We start from the raw sequence: 18,114 nt of genomic DNA, 5'->3' as shown, positions 1-18,114 counted from the left end.
CGCCGCTTTCTAGCCGGAGATTATGCGAGCCATAATCTCCGGCTATTTGACCCTGCCGCTGTCCCGTCGCCATCCTTTCTTACACATCAGGCGACAGGACAGGGCATGACATTTCAAATCGACCTTTCGGACATCGAAACCGCGACGCTGGGGCATTTTCTTGAATCCGGTTTCATGTCCCCCGCGCTGCAGGGGCTGTTGCCGCATCGAACTGTTTTTGGCCCCGCGCTGACCGTGCGCATGCTTGGCGATGATGGCGCGATGCTGACCGAGGCGCTGTCCGCTGCACAACCCGGACAGGTCATCGTTATCGACCGTTGTGGTGATCTGCGCCATGCCTGTTGGGGGGCAGTCACGACCGCTGCCGCCAAGGCACGCGGCGTGGTGGGGGCGGTGATCGACGGCTTTGTCACCGACCGCTCCGCCATAGAGCAAGAAGACTTTCCAGTCTGGTGCCGTGGACGGTCACCCATCACGACCAAGCCGCGTGGGCTTGGCGGCGATTTCAACGTGACCGTGGGGTGCGGCGGCGTCTCAGTCCGGCCCGGCGACATTATTCTGGCCGACGAAAACGGGGTTGCCGTGCTGGACAAAGATCAGGCTGAAACCCACGCCGCGCGCGCCCGAAAAATGCAGGCGGACGAGATTACAATCCTCGAACGGCTACGTGCTGGCGAAACACTGGCTGACATAACGCGGGGCGCAAAGCTGCCCGCATAGAACCGGATAACCGGCGCAAAACACCTTCCCTTCACTCAACCGACAGAGAGATCCATGACACAGACATTCTCCATAAAGGGCCTCACTACATTGGCCGTCCTTGCTGCCAGCACAGCGCTGACACTGGGCACACCCGCCGTCGCCGACAAGGCGTCCAATACGCTCAACGTCGCTTTCGCCGCGGAGCCAGAGCCGCTGGATACCTATAAGATCGCCGGTCGTCAGGGCCTGATCCTCGCGCGGCACATCTATGACGGGTTGCTCTACAAGAACCTCGACACCGGAGAGATCGTCCCCGCGCTGGCGGAATCCTGGGAATTCACCGGCCCGCTGACGATGGAGTTTACACTGCGCCAAGGGGTCAAATTCCACAACGGTGCCGATTTCACCGCTGATGACGTGGTTGAAACGCTCAACACCGTGATCACCCCGGAATACGGCACCCGCTATTCGATCTCGGTTGACTGGATCGACAGTGTCGAGAAGCTGGATGATTATAAAGTCCGCATTAATATGTCCAAGCCTTTTGCCGGTGCGGTAGAGATGCTGGCGGATGCACTGCCGATCTATCCGCACGCCTTCTTTGCGGAAAACGGGTCTGCGGGTATGGCTGCCACGCCGATCGGCACCGGCCCCTACAAGCTGGTGAGCCAGGAGCCGGGCATCCGCTACGAGATGGAGCGCTTTGAGGATCACTATGAAGGCAGCCCCAAATCCGGTGCCACCATCGACAAGATCTCTGTGCGCACCATACCCGAGATGAACACACAATACGCCGAACTGATGTCGGGGTCGCTGGACTGGATCTGGCGTATTCCTCCGGATCAGGCGGCGCGTCTTGAAGGCCGTGTGCAGATCATCAGCGCGCCGATCATGCGCATCGGCTATGTCGGTTTCGCCCCCGAGGCGATGGATGGCGACACGCCGATTGCAGACAAGCGTGTACGTCAGGCGCTTATCCACGCCACAAACCGCGGCGCGATTGTCGACGCTTTCGCAGGCGGCGCGTCCGAGGTTCTCAACACCCCATGCAACCCGGCGCAATTCGGCTGTGAACAGGATGTCACCGCCTATGAATACGACCCGGAGAAAGCCAAGGCGCTGTTGGCCGAAGCCGGATATGAGGACGGTTTTAAGATGGAAATGGTCTTTGCCGCGATGCCGCGCCCGACTGCCGAAGCCGTGGCCGCCGATCTTGCCAATGTCGGCGTGACGCTTGAACTCAACGAACAGCAGTACGCGTCGGGCATCGGCAAGTGGCGCGCCAAGGAGCTTCCGGCGTTCTTCTCGAACTGGGGCAGCTATGGCATCGGCGACACCGCATTCATCTTGTCGAATTTCTTTGGCGGCGGCTCGGACGACCTTGTGCAAGACGCCGAACTGGCAACCTGGCTGACCGAGGCTGATACGTCATCGGACCGCGATGTGCGCGCCAAGAACTACTCTATGGCCGTCAAGAAGATCGCCGAGGAAGCCTATTGGATGCCGATGTATAACTTCAACGTTAACTATGGCCTGTCCAACGACCTGAACTTCACGCCGCACCCGGATGAGTTCGCCCGTTGGTGGGGTGCCAGCTGGAAGTAAGCTGACCTTGTCAACGTAACGGGCCGGACAGTCCTCTCCCCGCTGTCCGGTCCCCATAACGGAAAGACCTATGCTCTCTTTCATCTCTAAACGTCTGCTTGTGGCGCTCTTGGTCTGTCTGACCGTGTCCGCGCTGAGCTTTGGTCTGATGTTCGTGTCGGGCGACCCCGCGATTGCCATCGCCGGCGCGGGTGGCCGGGCCGAGGATGCCGAAGCGATCCGGCTGGCCTATGGCTTTGACCGACCCTTGGTTGTGCAATACCTGGACTGGATCGGCAGCGCCTTGACCGGAAATCTGGGGCAGAGCATCTATTTCAATGTGCCGGTGACAGAGATCATCGGCAACCGTGCCGGCGTCACACTGGCGCTCGGCTTCATCTCGTTCCTCGTCGCTTTGGTGATCGCCGTTCCTTTGGGAGTCTTCGCGGCGCTCAGACCGAACGGCTGGATCGACCGCCTTGCGCTGGTGATCGCCGTGTCCGGGCAGGCAATCCCGAGCTTCTGGTTGGGGTTGATGGCTATCGTGGTCTTTGGGGTCTGGTATGGCTGGGTCCCCATTTCAGGCGCTGACACATGGCAGGGATACATCCTGCCCGTGATCGTGCTGAGCTACTACGCTATCCCCGAACTCATGCGCATCACACGCTCGGGCATGATCGACGTGCTGGCCACGGATTATGTCCGGGCGGCCAAGGCCAAGGGGCTGCCGATGCATCTTGTGATTTCACGCCATGCCTTGCGCAATGCGGTGCTGCCGCTTGTATCACTGGCAGCGGTTCAACTGGGCCAGCTTCTATCCGGCTCCATCGTGATCGAAAGCGTCTTTGCGCTGAACGGTCTGGGACGGCTGGCGTGGGAATCTCTTCTGCGCAGCGACCTGCCGGTGGTGCAGGCGATCATCCTGATCCTGTCGCTGCTTTACGTGCTGCTGACCATGCTGGCCGATATTCTGAACGCGGTGCTGGATCCGCGCCTAAGGGGGGGCTCCTGATGTCCGACGTCACTATCGAAACGGCCCGCCCGTCTGTCTGGCGCAAGATGCGCGGCAATACCGGTGCGTTGATCGGGGGCACGCTTCTGGCAGCTATCATTCTGATCGCTTTGCTTGCGCCGCTGCTGGCCCCGCATGACCCAATCGCGCAGGATTTGAGCCGCCGGCTGCTGCCGCCCTTCTGGCATGATCGCGCGGTGCCGGAACACCTGCTCGGGACCGATCACCTTGGGCGCGATTACCTATCTCGGATGATCTATGGCGCGCGGGTGTCACTGGGTGTCGGGCTTGGGGTGATCCTTGTGTCCGGTGCCATCGGGATCACGCTTGGCCTGATCGCGGGCTATTTCGGGGGCTGGATCGATATGGTTATCAGCTTCGCCATCACGACACGGCTATCACTGCCCATCGTGCTGGTCGCGCTGGCGGCGGTGGCACTGGGCGGCGCGTCGCTCACCACGCTGATCACCGTTCTGGGGCTGCTTCTGTGGGACCGGTTCGCGGTGGTAACGCGCGCCGCCGCTCAAAGCTTGCGACATCAGGAATTCATCATGGGCCTGCGATCCATCGGCGCGAGCCGCATGCGCATCCTGTTTCTCGAGATTTTACCCAACATGCGCGCCACGATCCTTGTCGTCGTCTCGCTTGAGGTCGCAAACGTCATCCTGCTCGAGGCGGCGCTGTCGTTCCTTGGGTTGGGGGTGCGCCCGCCGACGCCAAGCTGGGGGCTGATGATCTCGGAAGGGCGCGACAATATCCTCTTTGATCCATGGTTGATCGCACTGCCCGGATCGGCGCTCTGCCTGCTGGTGCTGGCGGTGAACCTGTTCGGCGATGGTATGCGCGATATAACAGGGCCTGCACGAAAGTGACTGAAATGATGCTTGATATTCGAAACCTGAAGGTGTCGATCCCCACCGACCGAGGCATGTTGAACGCGGTTCGGGGTGTCGACCTGCAAATCGCTGAAGGAGAGACCCTCTGCCTTGTCGGCGAGTCGGGTTGTGGCAAGTCGCTCACCGCGACGTCTATCATGGGGCTGCTGCCGCGCTACGCCAAGGTCACGAGTGACCGGTTCGACATGGCGGGGCAGGATCTGACGACCAAGACCGATGCCAAGCTGGCAAAGCTGCGCGGCCGCGATGTGGCGATGATCTTTCAAGACCCGACCAGCGCGCTAAATCCGACGCTTACCATCGGACGGCAGTTGACCGAGGGCGTCATGCGCCACGAAAACTTGACCCGAAAAGAGGCTGACGCCCGCGCAATCGAGATGCTTGACCGGGTTGGAATTGCCAATCCGGCGGCACGGCTGACGCAATATCCGCACGGGTTCTCTGGTGGGCAACGCCAGCGCATCATGATCGCCTCGGCGCTGATGGGACGACCCAAGCTTTTGATCGCGGACGAGCCGACGACGGCGCTGGATGTGACCATTCAGGCGCAGATCCTGACGCTTCTGGGGCAATTGCAGGCCGATCTTGGTCTGTCACTCTTGCTGATTACCCATGATCTGGGCGTGGTGGCGGCTATCGCGAACGATGTTGCGGTGATGTATGCAGGGCGCATTGTCGAACGCGCGCCCGCCGCCGATCTTTTTGCTACGCCGCGCCACCCCTATACCAAAGGGCTGCTTGCCGCGATCCCGGTGCCGGGTGTCACCGAACGGGGCAGCGCATTGCCCGCCATTCCGGGGCGCGTCCCGGGGTTGATCGGCACGATGGCGGGCTGCGCCTTTCGCGACCGCTGCGCCATTGCCGGACCTGAATGCGCTGTCGATCCAGTGCCGCGCATAAGCGCCGGGGGGGCGCAGTTCATTGAATGCGCCAAGGCATCACAGGTGGCCGCATGACCGCAGCGACGCCGATGATCCGCATGACCGATATCCGCAAAACCTACCGCCTGCGCCGTGGCATGTTCGCCCCGACCGAAGAATTGGTGGCCGTGAACGACCTGTCGCTCGAGGTCGCCGAAGGCCAAACGCTTGGCCTTGTCGGTGAATCCGGTTGCGGCAAGAGCACGGCAGTCAGCATCATGCTGGGCTTGTTGCAGCCCGATCGCGGTGAGGTCGAGATCGCGGGCCAGAAGATCGACACCATGCCCGTGGCGGACCGTGTGCGGTTGATCCAGCCCGTGTTTCAGAACCCCAATGCCTCGCTTAACCCGGTCAAACGTATCCAGACGCTGGTTGGCCAGCCGCTTCGACTGCATGGCGGCACGCATATCGATGCAGAGGTCAAGCGGATGCTTGATCTGGTCGGGCTGCCATCACGGCTCGCCGATGCCTATCCCGGGGAGCTTTCTGGCGGGCAAAGGCAGCGGGTCGCCATCGCGCGTGCGCTAATCCTCGGACCGCGTGTCTTGATCTGTGACGAGCCGACCTCGGCGCTTGATGTCTCGGTGCAGGCGCAGATCATTAACCTGTTGCTATCGCTGAAGAAAGAGCTGGGCCTTACCATGGTTTTTGTCAGCCACAATCTTGCGGTGGTCGAACATTTGGCGGACCACGTGGCTGTTATGTATCTCGGGCAGAAGATTGAAGAAGCCGCGACAGATGCGCTCTTCGAGGATGCCAGCCACCCCTACACCCGTGCGCTGCTTGCCGCGACCCTGCTGCCGGACCCAGAGGCGGGACTGCCTGAACATAAGCTTGGCGCAGCAGCGGCGGACCCCTTTGCCGCGCGTCAGGGCTGTCATTTTGCGCCGCGCTGCCCTGAGATGAGGCAGAGCTGTATCGAGGGCCCGCAAAAGCTACGGAAACTGCGCGAAAGCTTGGTCAGATGCGAAAGAGCGGTGTGACCACCGCCTTTTCTCAAAGCTGCAAGACGCGGCACGTAGCCAAAAGTCGTTGCGCCTTTGCTTCTAAGGGGCGCGACGGTATACACAAGCGCCGAGTATCTCTGTAGGCGCGCGTGTATCGTTGCGCCACCTGAGCGAAAAATTTGCGCGCATACCAAGTGGAGATGCCGGAACTGCCTATAGTCGAAAAGTAGCGTCAAGCGCGTAGCTTTCTGCCTTTGCTTCTGTCGGTAGGTAATCCCCCCATTTTTGCAGGGGCTTGGTCGTAGAAATTACGCGGCCATCTTCAGTTTCTGGGCGGGGGTTATGCCGGTGGCGGCAGGCGCGAGTCTTGAAAGCGGGACCTGCCAATTCGGACATTCCGATAGCCGGTCGGGCAACGCTCTCTGTGGTTGTTTGGGACTATTCGACCCTTCTCCCACAGGTGTCCTGCTCAAACTTCATGGTGAAACTGAGCGATAATGCGAGACGCAGTCGCTTCGTTGATAGCCAAGATCGTATTGTAAAGGGTTGCGATTCTTAGCAAAGACTTAACGTCGACGTCGTGGGGCATGGCCGAGAGTGGGTCGATGAAGAAGAACAGAGCATCGAGGCGTCTTTCGGCAATCATCGCTCCAATTTGTGCGTCCCCGCCCAAAGGCCCGCTTTTGAGGCAGGTAATGTCCAAATCCACTTCGCGAGCAAGCCGTCCTCCGGTGGTTCCTGTCCCGTAAAGATCGAATTCAACCAATGTCGATCTATGTGAGCGTGCCCACTCGATCATCGTGTCTTTTTTCAGGTCGTGGGCGACCAAGGCGATTGATCGAAAATTTGGATCCCGTGTTTTAGAGGTGTTCATCATTTCGCTCTTTATCGTATGCCCAGTTCCTTGCCAGTGGGGATTTGCGCTTAAGTGCACCGCTCAGGTGTTGTCGCATCCTGTAAGACGCATCTGCGACATTGCCTGATTCAAGATATGATAGGATTTCCAAGTGCTCCGTGCATTGTTCTATCAAGCGCTCGCAGTTCACTTCGGCGCGATACTCCATTAGCCGGCGCATCCGGTTTACCCTTTGAAGGGCCATGTGAAAAAAGGGATTTTCCGATAGTTTGATAAGTTCCTCGTGGAAGAGTGCGCCGTTTTGAAGAAGAGCTTCGCCAGGTGTGCTGCTTAGATCCATATTCAGCATATCTTCCTGGATACGACGCTGCTCATCGAGGATCTTGTGATCCAGCTGAAAAGAGGGCTCCAGCATGGCCGTGGGTTCGATAGCCATCCTGAACCTGTAAATTTCATCGAAAGCCTCCGGGGTCTTGGCTACAGGCAGAAGACGCCATCCGTACCCCTCTTTGCGCTCTGCCCAACCTTCGCGAACGGCCCTGACAAGCTGATCTGCGGCTTTGGCTTTGGTCCAGCCGTATCGCTGCCGCAAGAACTGTTCGGCGACCTCTTCAGGAATCTGGTTGGTCAGCCAGTCGTTTGCAAAGGTCTGATGGTCATCCGCATCTGCTGGTACGGCGTCTGCTAACCCGTCTTGAAAGCTCTGCGGAAGGCGCTCCGAAACAAAGTAACCTCTGTTTGTTAATTGTCACTGAGAACTGACCCAGCATTTTCACCGAGACTTGACCCCCCCCAGTTGTTATGTTCTTTGCTTTATGATGGCGTCAATGCTGCTTTCTCTTTTCGTTTTTGTTTGGCTGTCGTCGAGCTGGCCTTGAACCGATAGCTGTCGTTGCCGGTCTCGAGAATGTGGCAACGATGTGTGAGGCGGTCGAGGAGCGCGGTGGTCATCTTGGCATCACGGAACACGCTGGCCCATTCGCTAAAGCTCAGGTTGGTTGTGATAACGACGCTGGTGCGCTCGTAGAGTTTACTCAGAAGGTGGAACAGCAACGCGCCACCCGAAGCGCTGAACGGCAGATATCCCAGCTCATCCAAGATCACCAAATCGGCTTTCACCAGCACCTCGGCGATCTTTCCTGCCTTGCCTTGGGCCTTTTCTTGCTCCAACGCGTTGACCAACTCGACCGTGGAGAAGAAGCGCACACGCTTGCGATGATGCTCGATTGCTTGAATGCCGAGGGCGGTAGCGATATGCGATTTTCCCGTTCCAGGGCCCCCGATCAGCACTACATTCTCAGCCGCGTCCATGAACTCGCATCGGTGAAGCTGGCGCACTAATGCTTCGCGGACTTCGCTGGCGCCAAAGTCGAAGCCAGAGATGTCCTTGTATGCCGGAAAGCGTGCTGCCTTCATGTGGTAGGCGATGGAACGCACCTCACGTTCAGCCATCTCGGCCTTAAGCAGCTGCGACAACATGGGGATCGCTGCATCGAAAGCGGGCGATCCCTGCTCATGCAGGTCCTGCACAGCCTGTGCCATGCCCGGCATCTTCAGGCTGCGCATCATGATGACGATGGCAGCACCGGCGGGATCATGACGCATGACGTGTTCCTTCCGTGGTGCGTAGCCCGTCATATCGTGCGACATTGGCCTCGGGCTCCTTATTCAAAGAAAGGGCCGCAGGCGGGGTCACATCAGGCTGGTCTATCGGTGCGCCATCCACCAGCCTGTGAAGTAGGTTCAAGACATGGGTTTTTGTTGGCACGCCCGCCTCCAGCGCCATTTCCACCGCGCAAAGCACGGCCTGTTCGTCATGGTGGAGCACCAAGGACAGGACGTCGACCATCTCGCGGTCACCACCTGGCCTACGCAACATATGATCCTGCAGCTTCCGGAACCCTTCTGGCATCTCAACGAAGGGCGCCCCGTTGCGCAGCGCGCCGGGTTTGCGTTGAACCACCGCCAGATAATGGTGCCAGTCATAAATAACGCGCCCTGGCTGACGGTGTGAGCGTTCAATAATGCGCTCATGCGTGCAGACCACATGGCCTTCGGCGACGATGACCAGCCGTTCAGGATAGATGCGGAGACTGACAGGGCGGTTCGCAAAGCTGGCAGGCACTGAGTAGCGATTACGGTCGAATGCTATCAGACAAGTGGGGGATACCCGCTTGCTCTGCTCGACAAAGCCGTCAAACATTTTGGGCAGTGGCATCAGCGCGGCCTTCTCGGCGTCCCAGACATCCGCAATGTTGCCAGGCAATCTGCCATGCGGTGTCTCGGCCCACAGAAGCTTGCAGCGCTCCTCCAGCCATTCATTCAGCGCATTGAGGTTCGGAAAGGCGGGCATGAGTTGCCAAAGCCGTCGTGCTGCAGGCACGCCTTTGGCGTGATGGCGGGCGTCGCGCACACTCTTCTCAACCTGACCTTTCTCCCACCCTGCCGCGGGATTGCAGAACTCAGGGTCAAAGACATAATGGCTGGTCATCGCAAGGAACCGTGCGTTTACATCGCGCTTCTTTCCGACGCCAATCCGGTCGACGGCTGTCTTCATGTTGTCATAGACGCCACGCCCCGGAACACCCTCAAACACCCGAAAGCCATGCCAGTGGGCATCGAACAGCATCTCATGCGTTTGCAGCCGATAGGCCCGGACCAGAAATGCGCGGCTGTGTGACAGCTTGATATGGGCGACCTGAAGCTTGAGGCGCTCGCCCCCGACATAGGCCCAGTCCTCGCTCCAATCGAATTGGAACGCCTCGCCTGGCTGAAAGACCAACGGCACGAAAACACCACGGTCAGTCGTATGTTGAGCGCGCTGTCGTTCGCCCTTCCAGTTCCGCACGAAGGCCGCGACACGCTCATATGAACCATCAAAACCGAGCTGAACCAGATCCGCATGCATCCACTGGCTGACAGTGCATTGCCAAAGGCAATGTCACGAGAGGCTGCTTGGCCGTTCGCCGTTCCTTCCGTGATTTACGCTGCTCAGACAGCAACCAGCCTGTCAGCTTATCAGCATAAGGGTCCAACTTGCTCGGTCGGTTCAAAATCTGGAACTCGGGCTCAACTATCCCTGTCCGCAGATACTTCTTGATCGTGTTGCGAGACACCCCTGTCCGGCGCGCAATCTCGCGGATGGGCATCTTGTCTCGCAGAGCCCATTTCCGAATAATCCTCAGAAATCCCATGTCTAACACTCCAATAGCTCCCAGCTGATTCAAGCAGGGGCAAGGTTGCACATGGGTCAATTCTCAATGACAATTTCTACAGTTGCCGGGTCAGTTCTCGGTGACAATCAATACTTAGCCATTTGGCTGAGTGCTCGCTTACAGCATCTGCGATCCGGGTCGCCGAATGCTGCGACTATCCCATGGCGGTCATTGTCAGCTCAGGCGGCAAGGTCGCATATGCGTTCTTGTCGGAAAGCTTCAAAAAACTCGATAAGCTCACATTCCTCAAAAAGGGTACTCAGCTACCGAAAACCCATACCCTGCGGTTCAACGCCGATACGCATAATATCCGGTCCGCGCGCTCGATATGTGGGCAAACCAGTCTTGCTGAATGGTTCTCTTGCGGGCGACGGCTTACGTTGGATGAAGAAGTCATCGGTCTCGGTGCTTACGGCTTAACTCTCACTGTCCTGTCCAGCGAGGAAATAGCCGAGGATCCAGATGATGAAACCTACGAGGAAGAACAATCGCTTCAAGAGAGCTGGACCCCAAGGTTTGCGTACCGGAGATAGCGGCGTGTGCTTGATTGATGGCAACATCCAGCAGTTTGCGCGAAGCGGCAGGGCGTATGGATGATCTCACGATGTGCATGAGGCTACAATGCCGTCATACATTTACGAGCTGCTCAAAGGCAGCTTCGGGCCGAACGCGGTGGCCTACAGAAAGGGCGGAGAATTCCGTATCCTGAATTATTTGCCAACTTATCTAAGCCACAGAGCCGTTGCGACATCGGTTAGATTGGGCTGAAATTCGTCATTTGCTGCGCTCCGCACCAATGGCAGCTCAGGGCTGTAGGCGGCCGCCTGTCCTTAGTGAATAAAATTGTAAACATGAAAACGCGCGGCTGATCAGGGTGGGTTGTAAGCGTCCAGTCCGCTGTCATGGGCAATGGCCATGCGGTGACTGAAGTCCAATTGAAATGTTCACTTGGCGTTGAAAGGGGAAGCGGCGAACCTGGCGCAAACCTTTAAGCCCTTCATATTTGCGAAAATCAAATAGGTTATTGAATTAAAATGATATCAGAATGCTTGGCTGCATCCGCGACGCGCAAACTTATGCGCGCCACGCAATTTTATGTGCTTCCCTACAAACGCCTAAAAATCCAGGTTCTCGACGCTGAGCGCGTTTTGCTGGATGAATTCGCGGCGGGGTTCTACGACGTCGCCCATCAGCTTGGTGAACAGGTCGTCTGCTTCGGCCATATCCGCGACCTTAACCTGCAACAGGGTGCGGGCGTCGGGGTCGAGCGTAGTTTCCCACAGCTGGTCGGGGTTCATTTCGCCCAGACCTTTGTAGCGTTGCAGGGACAGGCCTTTTTCACCTTCGGCAAGGATCGCTTCAAGCAGGTCCATGGGGCCGTGGATCAGCTGGCTACGGTCTTTGCGAACCAGTTTGGCGGGCGTGCCGTAGACGTCTTGCAGATGCTCTGTGAACCCGCCCGAGCGTTTGGCCTCGCCCGACCGCAGCATGCGACCGTCGAGGGTGCGCACCTCTTCCACGCCGCGCAGGATGCGGGCGAGGCGGACGCCGTGGTCTTGGGTGATGCGGCCTTGCCAGCCACGTTCCCATTCCAATGCGATCAGGTTCAGACGCTCTGCGACCTTGTCGGCCACGCCTTGCAGATCAGCATCAACCGCGCCCGGCACAAAGGCACCGGCGATGGCGGCCTGTTCCAGAATATGACGGGGGTAATGGGTCGGGAAAGCTTCGAGAACACGACGCATCTGGCGGGCCAGATCGACAACGCGGGCCAGATCCTGACCGGTGATTTCCTCGCCATTGCCCTGTTTTAGCATAGCGCCTTCAATGCCTTGCTGGATCAGGTAGTCCTCCATCGCGGCCTGATCCTTGAGGTAGACCTCGGACTTGCCACGCGACACTTTGTACAAGGGCGGCTGCGCGATATAGAGGTGGCCGTTCTCGATCAGCTGCGGCATCTGACGGTAGAAGAACGTGAGCAGCAGCGTGCGGATGTGCGCGCCGTCAACATCCGCATCGGTCATGATGACAATCTTGTGGTAGCGCAGTTTATCGATGTTGAATTCATCGCGACCAATTCCGGTGCCGAGCGCCATAACAAGGTTGCCGATTTCCTGACTGCCCAGCATCCGGTCAAACCGGGCGCGTTCGACGTTCAGGATCTTACCTTTCAGGGGCAAGATCGCCTGTGTCTGGCGGTCACGGCCCGTTTGCGCAGAGCCACCGGCGGAGTCACCCTCCACCAGAAAGACTTCGGTTTTGGACGGGTCTTTTTCAGAGCAATCCTTGAGCTTGCCCGCAAGGAAGTTCACGTCCATCGCGGTCTTGCGGCGGGTCAGGTCGCGGGCCTTACGCGCCGCTTCGCGGGCGTGGGCGGCTTCGATGATCTTGCCGACGACGATCTTGGCAATCTGCGGGTTTTCTTCAAACCATTCCGCCAGCTTTTCGTTCACCAGGCCTTCAACGGCGGGGCGCACTTCGGAGCTGACAAGCTTGTCCTTGGTCTGCGAGCTGAACTTGGGGTCGGGCACCTTGACCGACAGCACGCAGGTCAGGCCTTCGCGGGCGTCATCCCCGGTGAAGGATACTTTTTCCTTCTTCGCGATACCCGAGGACTGCGCGTAGTTGTTGATCGTCCGCGTCAGCGCCCCGCGGAAGCCCGCGGTGTGGGTGCCGCCGTCACGCTGCGGGATGTTGTTGGTAAAGGGCAGCACGTTTTCATGGTAGCTGTCGTTCCACCACATCGCGACTTCGACGCCGATATCGTCTTTCTCGCCCGAGATGAAAATCGGTTCGGGCATGACAGAGGTTTTCGACCGGTCGAGGTATTTCACGAATTCCTTCACGCCGCCTTCATAGAAAAGCTCGGTCCGCAGAGGTTCGGCAGGGCGCTCATCGGTCAGGATGATGCGCACGCCGGAGTTCAGGAACGCCAGTTCGCGCAGACGTTTTTCCAGCGTCTCGAAGCTATAATCGAGGTTCGAAAATGTCTCGGTCGAGGCCATGAACCGGACTTCGGTGCCGGTACGTTCGGTGGGGCCCACGACCTCTAGGTGTTTGGTGGTGAAACCGCCTTCAAAGCGCGCGACGTGTTCCTTGCCTTCGCGCCAGATGCGCAGTTCCAGCCAATCGGAAAGCGCGTTCACAACCGAAACGCCCACGCCGTGCAGACCGCCGGACACCTTGTACGAGTTGCTGTCGAACTTACCGCCCGCGTGCAACTGGGTCATGATGACCTCGGCGGCGGAAACGCCTTCTTCCTGGTGGATACCGACGGGAATACCGCGCCCGTTGTCACTGACCGAAACAGAGCTGTCATCGTGAATTGTGACGTTCACCGCATCCGCATGACCGGCCAGCGCCTCGTCAATGCCGTTGTCCACGACCTCATAGACCATGTGGTGCAGACCCGACCCGTCATCGGTGTCACCGATATACATGCCCGGACGTTTGCGAACCGCTTCTAAGCCTTTGAGAACCTTAATGGAATCTGCGCCATATTCCTCGGGGAGCTGATCGGTGTCGGACATATTGGGAAACCTTCTTTTGTTACCCAATTTATAGTGTTTTCCGCCACGATTGTCACGCGCCTGACACAAGATTTTGCGTTAGACAAAGGGGATGAGCAAACCTACGCAGATCAGCAGCGCACCGGCCACGATGTTGATGCGTTTCAGGGTCGCCGGGTCGGTCATCAGGCCGCGCAATTTGCCCACTAAAGCGGCGATGGCAAGGTTCCCGAACAGCGGGATCGCGACGGATGCGGCGATGATCGCGCCCACGTCCAATGCGGTGACATGGCGCAGATCAAAGAAGCCCGGCAGCACACCGATATAGAACAGAACGGCCTTTGGGTTGCCCAGAATGGCCAGCAACCCGGCACCGAAACCGGCCCACGCGCCGGGGCGGGTCAGACGGTTGTCACGGTCGATCTTGGCGTCGGCATGGCGGATCAGCAACACGCCCATGATCAGGAACACGGCACAGGCGATCCAGCGCATGCCCAGCATGAACATATCAAACACCGACAAGATCCAGCTGATGCCAAGCACCGCCACCAGCGGCCAGAGCATATCACCGATCGCCACCCCAAGGGCGAGCGGCCATGCCGCGCCAAACCCGCCCGAAAGCGCGCGTGCCATGATGGCAAGCCATACAGGGCCCGGGGTCAGAAACAGGATCACGAGCGCGCCGCAGTACAGCAGCAGATCGGGCAGGGCGATGGTCATGGAAGCATCCTTGCAGTTGAAAGGCCGAGGGTCTCTGTCACCTCAAGCCGTTGTGCGCGGGGGCCGAGCGTATCGAACAGCTCTTCTCCGGTACCGGTCATCCAGGCTTGGGCACCAAGGGCGCACAGTTCGTCATAGAGCGCGGCGCGACGGTCGGCGTCCAGATGGGCAGCGACCTCGTCCAGCAACAGCAGAGGCGGTGCGCCGAAATCAGCGGCCAATGCGCGGGCGTTCGCAAGGATCAGCGACACCAGCAGGGCCTTCTGCTCTCCGGTTGAACAATCACGCGCGGGCACGTCCTTGGCGGCATAGACCCCTTCAAGATCGGCGCGATGCGGCCCGATCAGGGTCCGCCCTGCTGACAGATCCCGCATCCGGTTATCGGCGAGCGCCTGACGCAACCCCTCGGCGGTGGTGGGCATGTCGCAGATCAGATCAAGCGTCGCGGTGGGAAAGGCGGTCTCGGCCTGTGCCTGCGCTTCGGTGATGGCTTGCAAGGCGGCGACACGGTTGGCGTGGATCGCGCTACCGGCTTCGGCCATTTGCTGTTCCAGCGCGACATACCACGACGGTTCGCGCACCATGTCCTTCAGCAGGCGGTTGCGTTCGCGCATGGCCTTTTCATAGGCAAGCGACTGATCTGCATGGTCAGGCAGAAAGCTGAGCGTCATGCGGTCAAGGAAACGGCGGCGACCTTCGGCGCCTTCGATCCACAGACGGTCCATCGACGGGATAAGCCAGAGCACCCTCGCGATGCGCCCTAATCCGGTCTGCGCCGTCGCCTTGCCGTCAATCCGCACTTGCCGCGCGGCACCCGCCTCTGACCAGATCTCGACCTCGTGGATCTGGCCCAGACTGTGCAGATGTGCGGTGATCTTCCAGCCAAGCGCCTCTGGCCGGCGCGTCATATCCGACGCGCTTGACCGGCGCAGGCCGCGGCCGGGGGACAACAAAGACACGGCTTCCAGAATATTGGTCTTTCCCGCGCCATTGGGCCCGAAAATAGACACAGGCCGCGCGTCGCAATCTACCACCGCACGTTTATGCGAGCGAAAATGCGACAGCGTCAGCCGGGAGAGGTAAAGCCCGCTCATACGATTGGTATGAATGCGTTAAGATGTTCGACGTAGCCTGTCAGCGTCACACACGCATCGGCATGACGACATAGACCGCAGACATATCATTGCCTTCGCGCATCAACGTCGGATCACCGGAGGAGTTGAACAGGAACACGGCGTTTTCACGATCCACCTGGCTTGCGATCTCAAGCAGGTATTTCGCGTTAAACCCGATCTCCAGCCGTTCGTCGGCATAGGCGACGACCAGTTCTTCCTCGGCGGCACCGCTGTCAGGCGCGTTGACGGACAGCACCAGACGATCTTCGTCCAGTTGCAGCTTGACGGCGCGGGACCGTTCGGAGCTTACGGTCGCAACACGGTCCACGGCGCGGGCGAAATCGCTGGCGTCGACTTCCATCTTGCGGGTGTTGCCCTGCGGGATCACGCGGGTGTAGTCGGGGAACGTCCCGTCGATGACCTTGGAGGTCAGCGTGATGTCCGGTGTGGCAAAGCGGATCTTGGTCTCGGACACGGAAACGGCGATTTCCATATCGTCGTCGTCCAGCAGCTTGCGCAGCTCGCCCACGGTTTTGCGGGGCACGATCACGCCGGGCATTTCGGCGGCACCCTCGGGCATGGGCGCGTCGATGCGGGCCAGACGGTGGCCATCGGTGGCAACGCAGCGCAGTACCTTGCTGCCTTCGCTGTCCGAAATATGCATGTAAACGCCGTTCAGATAGTACCGTGTTTCTTCGGTCGAGATGGCGAATTTGGATTTGTCGAACAGACGGCGCAGCACGGGGGCAGGGGCCTTGAAGTTCGACTGGTATTCAGAAGTCGCCATGACGGGGAAATCTTCGCGCGGCAATGTCGCTAGCGAGAAGTTGGACCGGCCTGCTTCGACGGTCAGACGCCCCGCGGCGCTGTCGGCGGTCAGGCTGATCAACGCGCCATCAGGCAGCTTGCGCACGATCTCATGCAATGTGGTCGCGGAAACCGTGGTCGCACCGGCACGTTCGACCTGCGCCGCGGCCTTGTCGACCACTTCGATGTCCAGATCGGTCGCGCGGAACGACGCGTCAGAGCCTTCGGCCTCGATCAGCACGTTGGCGAGGATTGGGATGGTATTGCGGCGCTCTACCACGGATTGGGCCTGTGATACGGCCTTAAGCAGCGCGGCGCGTTCAATGCTGAATTTCATATGCCATCTCCATTCCGGCAGTCCGGGAGGGCAAACTACCCGATACCAATGTATTCACAAGAGTTTTGTTGACTTTTCAGCACGAAACGAAGGCCCGTCAAGGCCTTCGCGTGTCTTCTGTGCAAGCTGGTGCTCTTAAGCCTCGAGAGAGCGGCGCAGCAGTTCCAGATCTTCGGCGATCTGACCGTCGTTCTGTTTAAGCTCTTCGATGCGTTTCACGCCGTGCATCACGGTCGTGTGGTCGCGCCCGCCAAAACGGCGGCCAATTTCGGGCAACGAACGGCTGGTCATTTTCTTGCACAGATACATGGCGACCTGACGCGGGCGGGCATAGCTGCGCAGACGCTTGGGGCCGACCATATCGCTGAGGCGGATGTTGTAATGCTCGGACACTTTGCGCTGGATCTCTTCGACGCTGACTTTGCGTTCAGAGGCACGCAGTACGTCGGCCAGACAATCCTGCGTCAGGTCCATGTTGATCTCGCGGCCGACAAGCGATGCAAAGGCGAACAGACGGGTCAACGCGCCTTCCAGCACACGGACGTTGGTGGTGATGCGATGCGCCAGAAACTCGAGCACGCCAGCTTCGACCTCAAGACCGGGGTAGTTCTTGCGCTGCGCTTCCACCTTGTTTTGCAGAATGCCAAGACGCAGTTCGTAGTCGGTCGGATGCAGGTCAACGACCAGACCGCATTGCAGACGCGATTTTACGCGGTCCTCAAGATCCTTGATCTCGCCCGGGGCGCGGTCTGCGGAAATAATGATCTGTTTGTTCTGATCCACGAGAGCGTTGAACGTGTGAAAGAATTCTTCCTGCGTGCTGTCCTTGCCCGCGATGAACTGAACATCGTCCACCATCAGCACGTCGACCGAGCGGAAGATTTCCTTGAAGTCCATCATCTTGCGATCACGCAGCGCCTGCACGAAGCGATACATGAATTGTTCAGCCGACAGGTACAGCACGTTCAGTTCGGGTTTGCGAACCTGAAGCTCTTGCGCAATGGCGTGCATCAAGTGGGTTTTGCCCAAGCCGACACCACCATAAAGAAACAGCGGGTTGAAGGTGACGGGGCCACCTTCGGCAACGCGACGTGCGGCGGCGTGGGCCAGTTCGTTGGGTTTGCCGACAACAAAGTTGTCAAAGCTAAAGCGGGCGTCAAGCGGGGCGGCGTTGATCTGGCTGTTCGCAGGCTGGGCTGCGGCGGCGGGCTTGGGGCGGGCTGGGGCAGGATCAATGGCGGCGGGTTTGTCCTGTGGGGCGACCGCGAATTTCAGACGGCTGATGCTGATGTCTTCGGACTGCATTTCATGCAGCAGCAGATCGGCGAAGTTCTGGCTGACATAGTTGCCAAAGAAATTGGTCGGTACGAACAACGTGCAAATGCCGTCTTCGATGGGGCCAACAGTCAGCGGGTCAATCCAGGTGGTAAAGTTGTTCTGTCCAACCGTCTTTAAAAGCCGGTCCCGAATTGTCGTCCATTCTGCCTGCATCAT

At 58.9% G+C, this 18,114-nt stretch carries 15 protein-coding genes and 1 pseudogene; 7 read left to right on the top strand and 9 right to left on the bottom strand.

Features of this window, described 5'->3' with window-relative positions; all coding sequences use genetic code 11:
- Window positions 1-105 precede the first annotated feature (105 nt).
- The 6 genes from AADW22_RS00080 to AADW22_RS00055 all read left to right on the top strand — a co-directional run bounded on the left by AADW22_RS00080 (window position 106) and on the right by AADW22_RS00055 (window position 6,097).
- A complete protein-coding gene (locus AADW22_RS00080; protein ID WP_353628544.1) occupies window positions 106-720 on the top strand; it encodes an RraA family protein in 615 nt (204 codons plus the stop codon).
- Between the two features lie 54 nt (window positions 721-774).
- Entirely contained in the window at window positions 775-2,307 is a 1,533-nt protein-coding gene (locus tag AADW22_RS00075) for an ABC transporter substrate-binding protein (protein WP_407473991.1), read from the top strand.
- A 70-nt stretch (window positions 2,308-2,377) separates the two neighbouring features.
- A complete protein-coding gene (locus tag AADW22_RS00070) occupies window positions 2,378-3,298 on the top strand; it encodes an ABC transporter permease (protein ID WP_407473990.1) in 921 nt (306 codons plus the stop codon).
- Complete coding sequence (locus AADW22_RS00065; protein ID WP_009824089.1) at window positions 3,298-4,170, top strand: ABC transporter permease; 873 nt, start codon at window positions 3,298-3,300, stop codon at window positions 4,168-4,170. Before AADW22_RS00070 ends, AADW22_RS00065 begins: the two co-directional genes overlap by 1 nt.
- A gap of 5 nt (window positions 4,171-4,175) precedes the next feature.
- Window positions 4,176-5,150, top strand: a complete 975-nt coding sequence (locus AADW22_RS00060) for an ABC transporter ATP-binding protein (RefSeq protein ID WP_037942222.1) — start codon at window positions 4,176-4,178, stop codon at window positions 5,148-5,150.
- Window positions 5,147-6,097 (top strand): oligopeptide/dipeptide ABC transporter ATP-binding protein, encoded by a 951-nt coding sequence (locus AADW22_RS00055; protein WP_407473989.1) that lies wholly within the window; start codon window positions 5,147-5,149, stop codon window positions 6,095-6,097. Before AADW22_RS00060 ends, AADW22_RS00055 begins: the two co-directional genes overlap by 4 nt.
- Window positions 6,098-6,530: 433 nt before the next feature.
- Here AADW22_RS00055 and AADW22_RS00050 read toward each other — a convergent pair whose 3' ends face one another.
- The 4 genes and pseudogenes from AADW22_RS00050 to istA all read right to left on the bottom strand — a co-directional run bounded on the left by AADW22_RS00050 (window position 6,531) and on the right by istA (window position 10,111).
- Complete coding sequence (locus AADW22_RS00050) at window positions 6,531-6,938, bottom strand: methylglyoxal synthase (RefSeq protein WP_407473988.1); 408 nt, start codon at window positions 6,936-6,938, stop codon at window positions 6,531-6,533.
- Window positions 6,922-7,509: a GntR family transcriptional regulator gene (locus tag AADW22_RS00045; RefSeq protein ID WP_407473987.1), complete on the bottom strand. Its 588-nt coding sequence runs from the start codon at window positions 7,507-7,509 to the stop codon at window positions 6,922-6,924. Before AADW22_RS00045 ends, AADW22_RS00050 begins: the two co-directional genes overlap by 17 nt.
- Window positions 7,510-7,730: 221 nt before the next feature.
- Window positions 7,731-8,522 (bottom strand): IS21-like element helper ATPase IstB, encoded by a 792-nt coding sequence (gene istB / locus AADW22_RS00040; RefSeq protein ID WP_407473986.1) that lies wholly within the window; start codon window positions 8,520-8,522, stop codon window positions 7,731-7,733.
- Window positions 8,512-10,111: pseudogene (istA, locus tag AADW22_RS00035) on the bottom strand (IS21 family transposase). The gene istB and the pseudogene istA overlap by 11 nt, the downstream one beginning before the upstream one ends.
- A 182-nt stretch (window positions 10,112-10,293) precedes the next feature.
- Between istA and AADW22_RS00030 the strand changes: the two are divergent.
- Window positions 10,294-10,665: a hypothetical protein gene (locus tag AADW22_RS00030; protein ID WP_407473985.1), complete on the top strand. Its 372-nt coding sequence runs from the start codon at window positions 10,294-10,296 to the stop codon at window positions 10,663-10,665.
- Between the two features lie 582 nt (window positions 10,666-11,247).
- Here the strand turns inward: AADW22_RS00030 and gyrB are convergent.
- From gyrB to dnaA, 5 genes are all read right to left on the bottom strand, one after another.
- Entirely contained in the window at window positions 11,248-13,662 is a 2,415-nt protein-coding gene (gyrB, locus tag AADW22_RS00025) for a DNA topoisomerase (ATP-hydrolyzing) subunit B (RefSeq protein WP_005850135.1), read from the bottom strand.
- 78 nt (window positions 13,663-13,740) lie between these two features.
- A complete protein-coding gene (locus AADW22_RS00020; protein ID WP_005850134.1) occupies window positions 13,741-14,361 on the bottom strand; it encodes a LysE family translocator in 621 nt (206 codons plus the stop codon).
- Window positions 14,358-15,455 carry a DNA replication/repair protein RecF gene (recF, locus tag AADW22_RS00015; protein ID WP_407473984.1) on the bottom strand — a complete coding sequence of 366 codons (1,098 nt, stop codon included), beginning with the start codon at window positions 15,453-15,455 and terminating at the stop codon, window positions 14,358-14,360. Before recF ends, AADW22_RS00020 begins: the two co-directional genes overlap by 4 nt.
- 46 nt (window positions 15,456-15,501) lie before the next feature.
- The gene (gene dnaN / locus AADW22_RS00010; protein ID WP_005850131.1) at window positions 15,502-16,620 is read right to left on the bottom strand and encodes a DNA polymerase III subunit beta; all 1,119 of its coding nucleotides are present in this window, start codon (window positions 16,618-16,620) and stop codon (window positions 15,502-15,504) included.
- Window positions 16,621-16,755: 135 nt separating this feature from the next.
- Entirely contained in the window at window positions 16,756-18,114 is a 1,359-nt protein-coding gene (dnaA, locus tag AADW22_RS00005) for a chromosomal replication initiator protein DnaA (RefSeq protein WP_005850129.1), read from the bottom strand.

Source organism: Sulfitobacter sp. PM12 (assembly GCF_045586035.1).
In the GTDB taxonomy this organism is placed as follows: Bacteria; Pseudomonadota; Alphaproteobacteria; order Rhodobacterales; family Rhodobacteraceae; genus Sulfitobacter; species Sulfitobacter pontiacus.
Note: the sequence above shows the minus strand (reverse complement) of the source record. Positions and strands in the feature narration are given on the sequence as shown.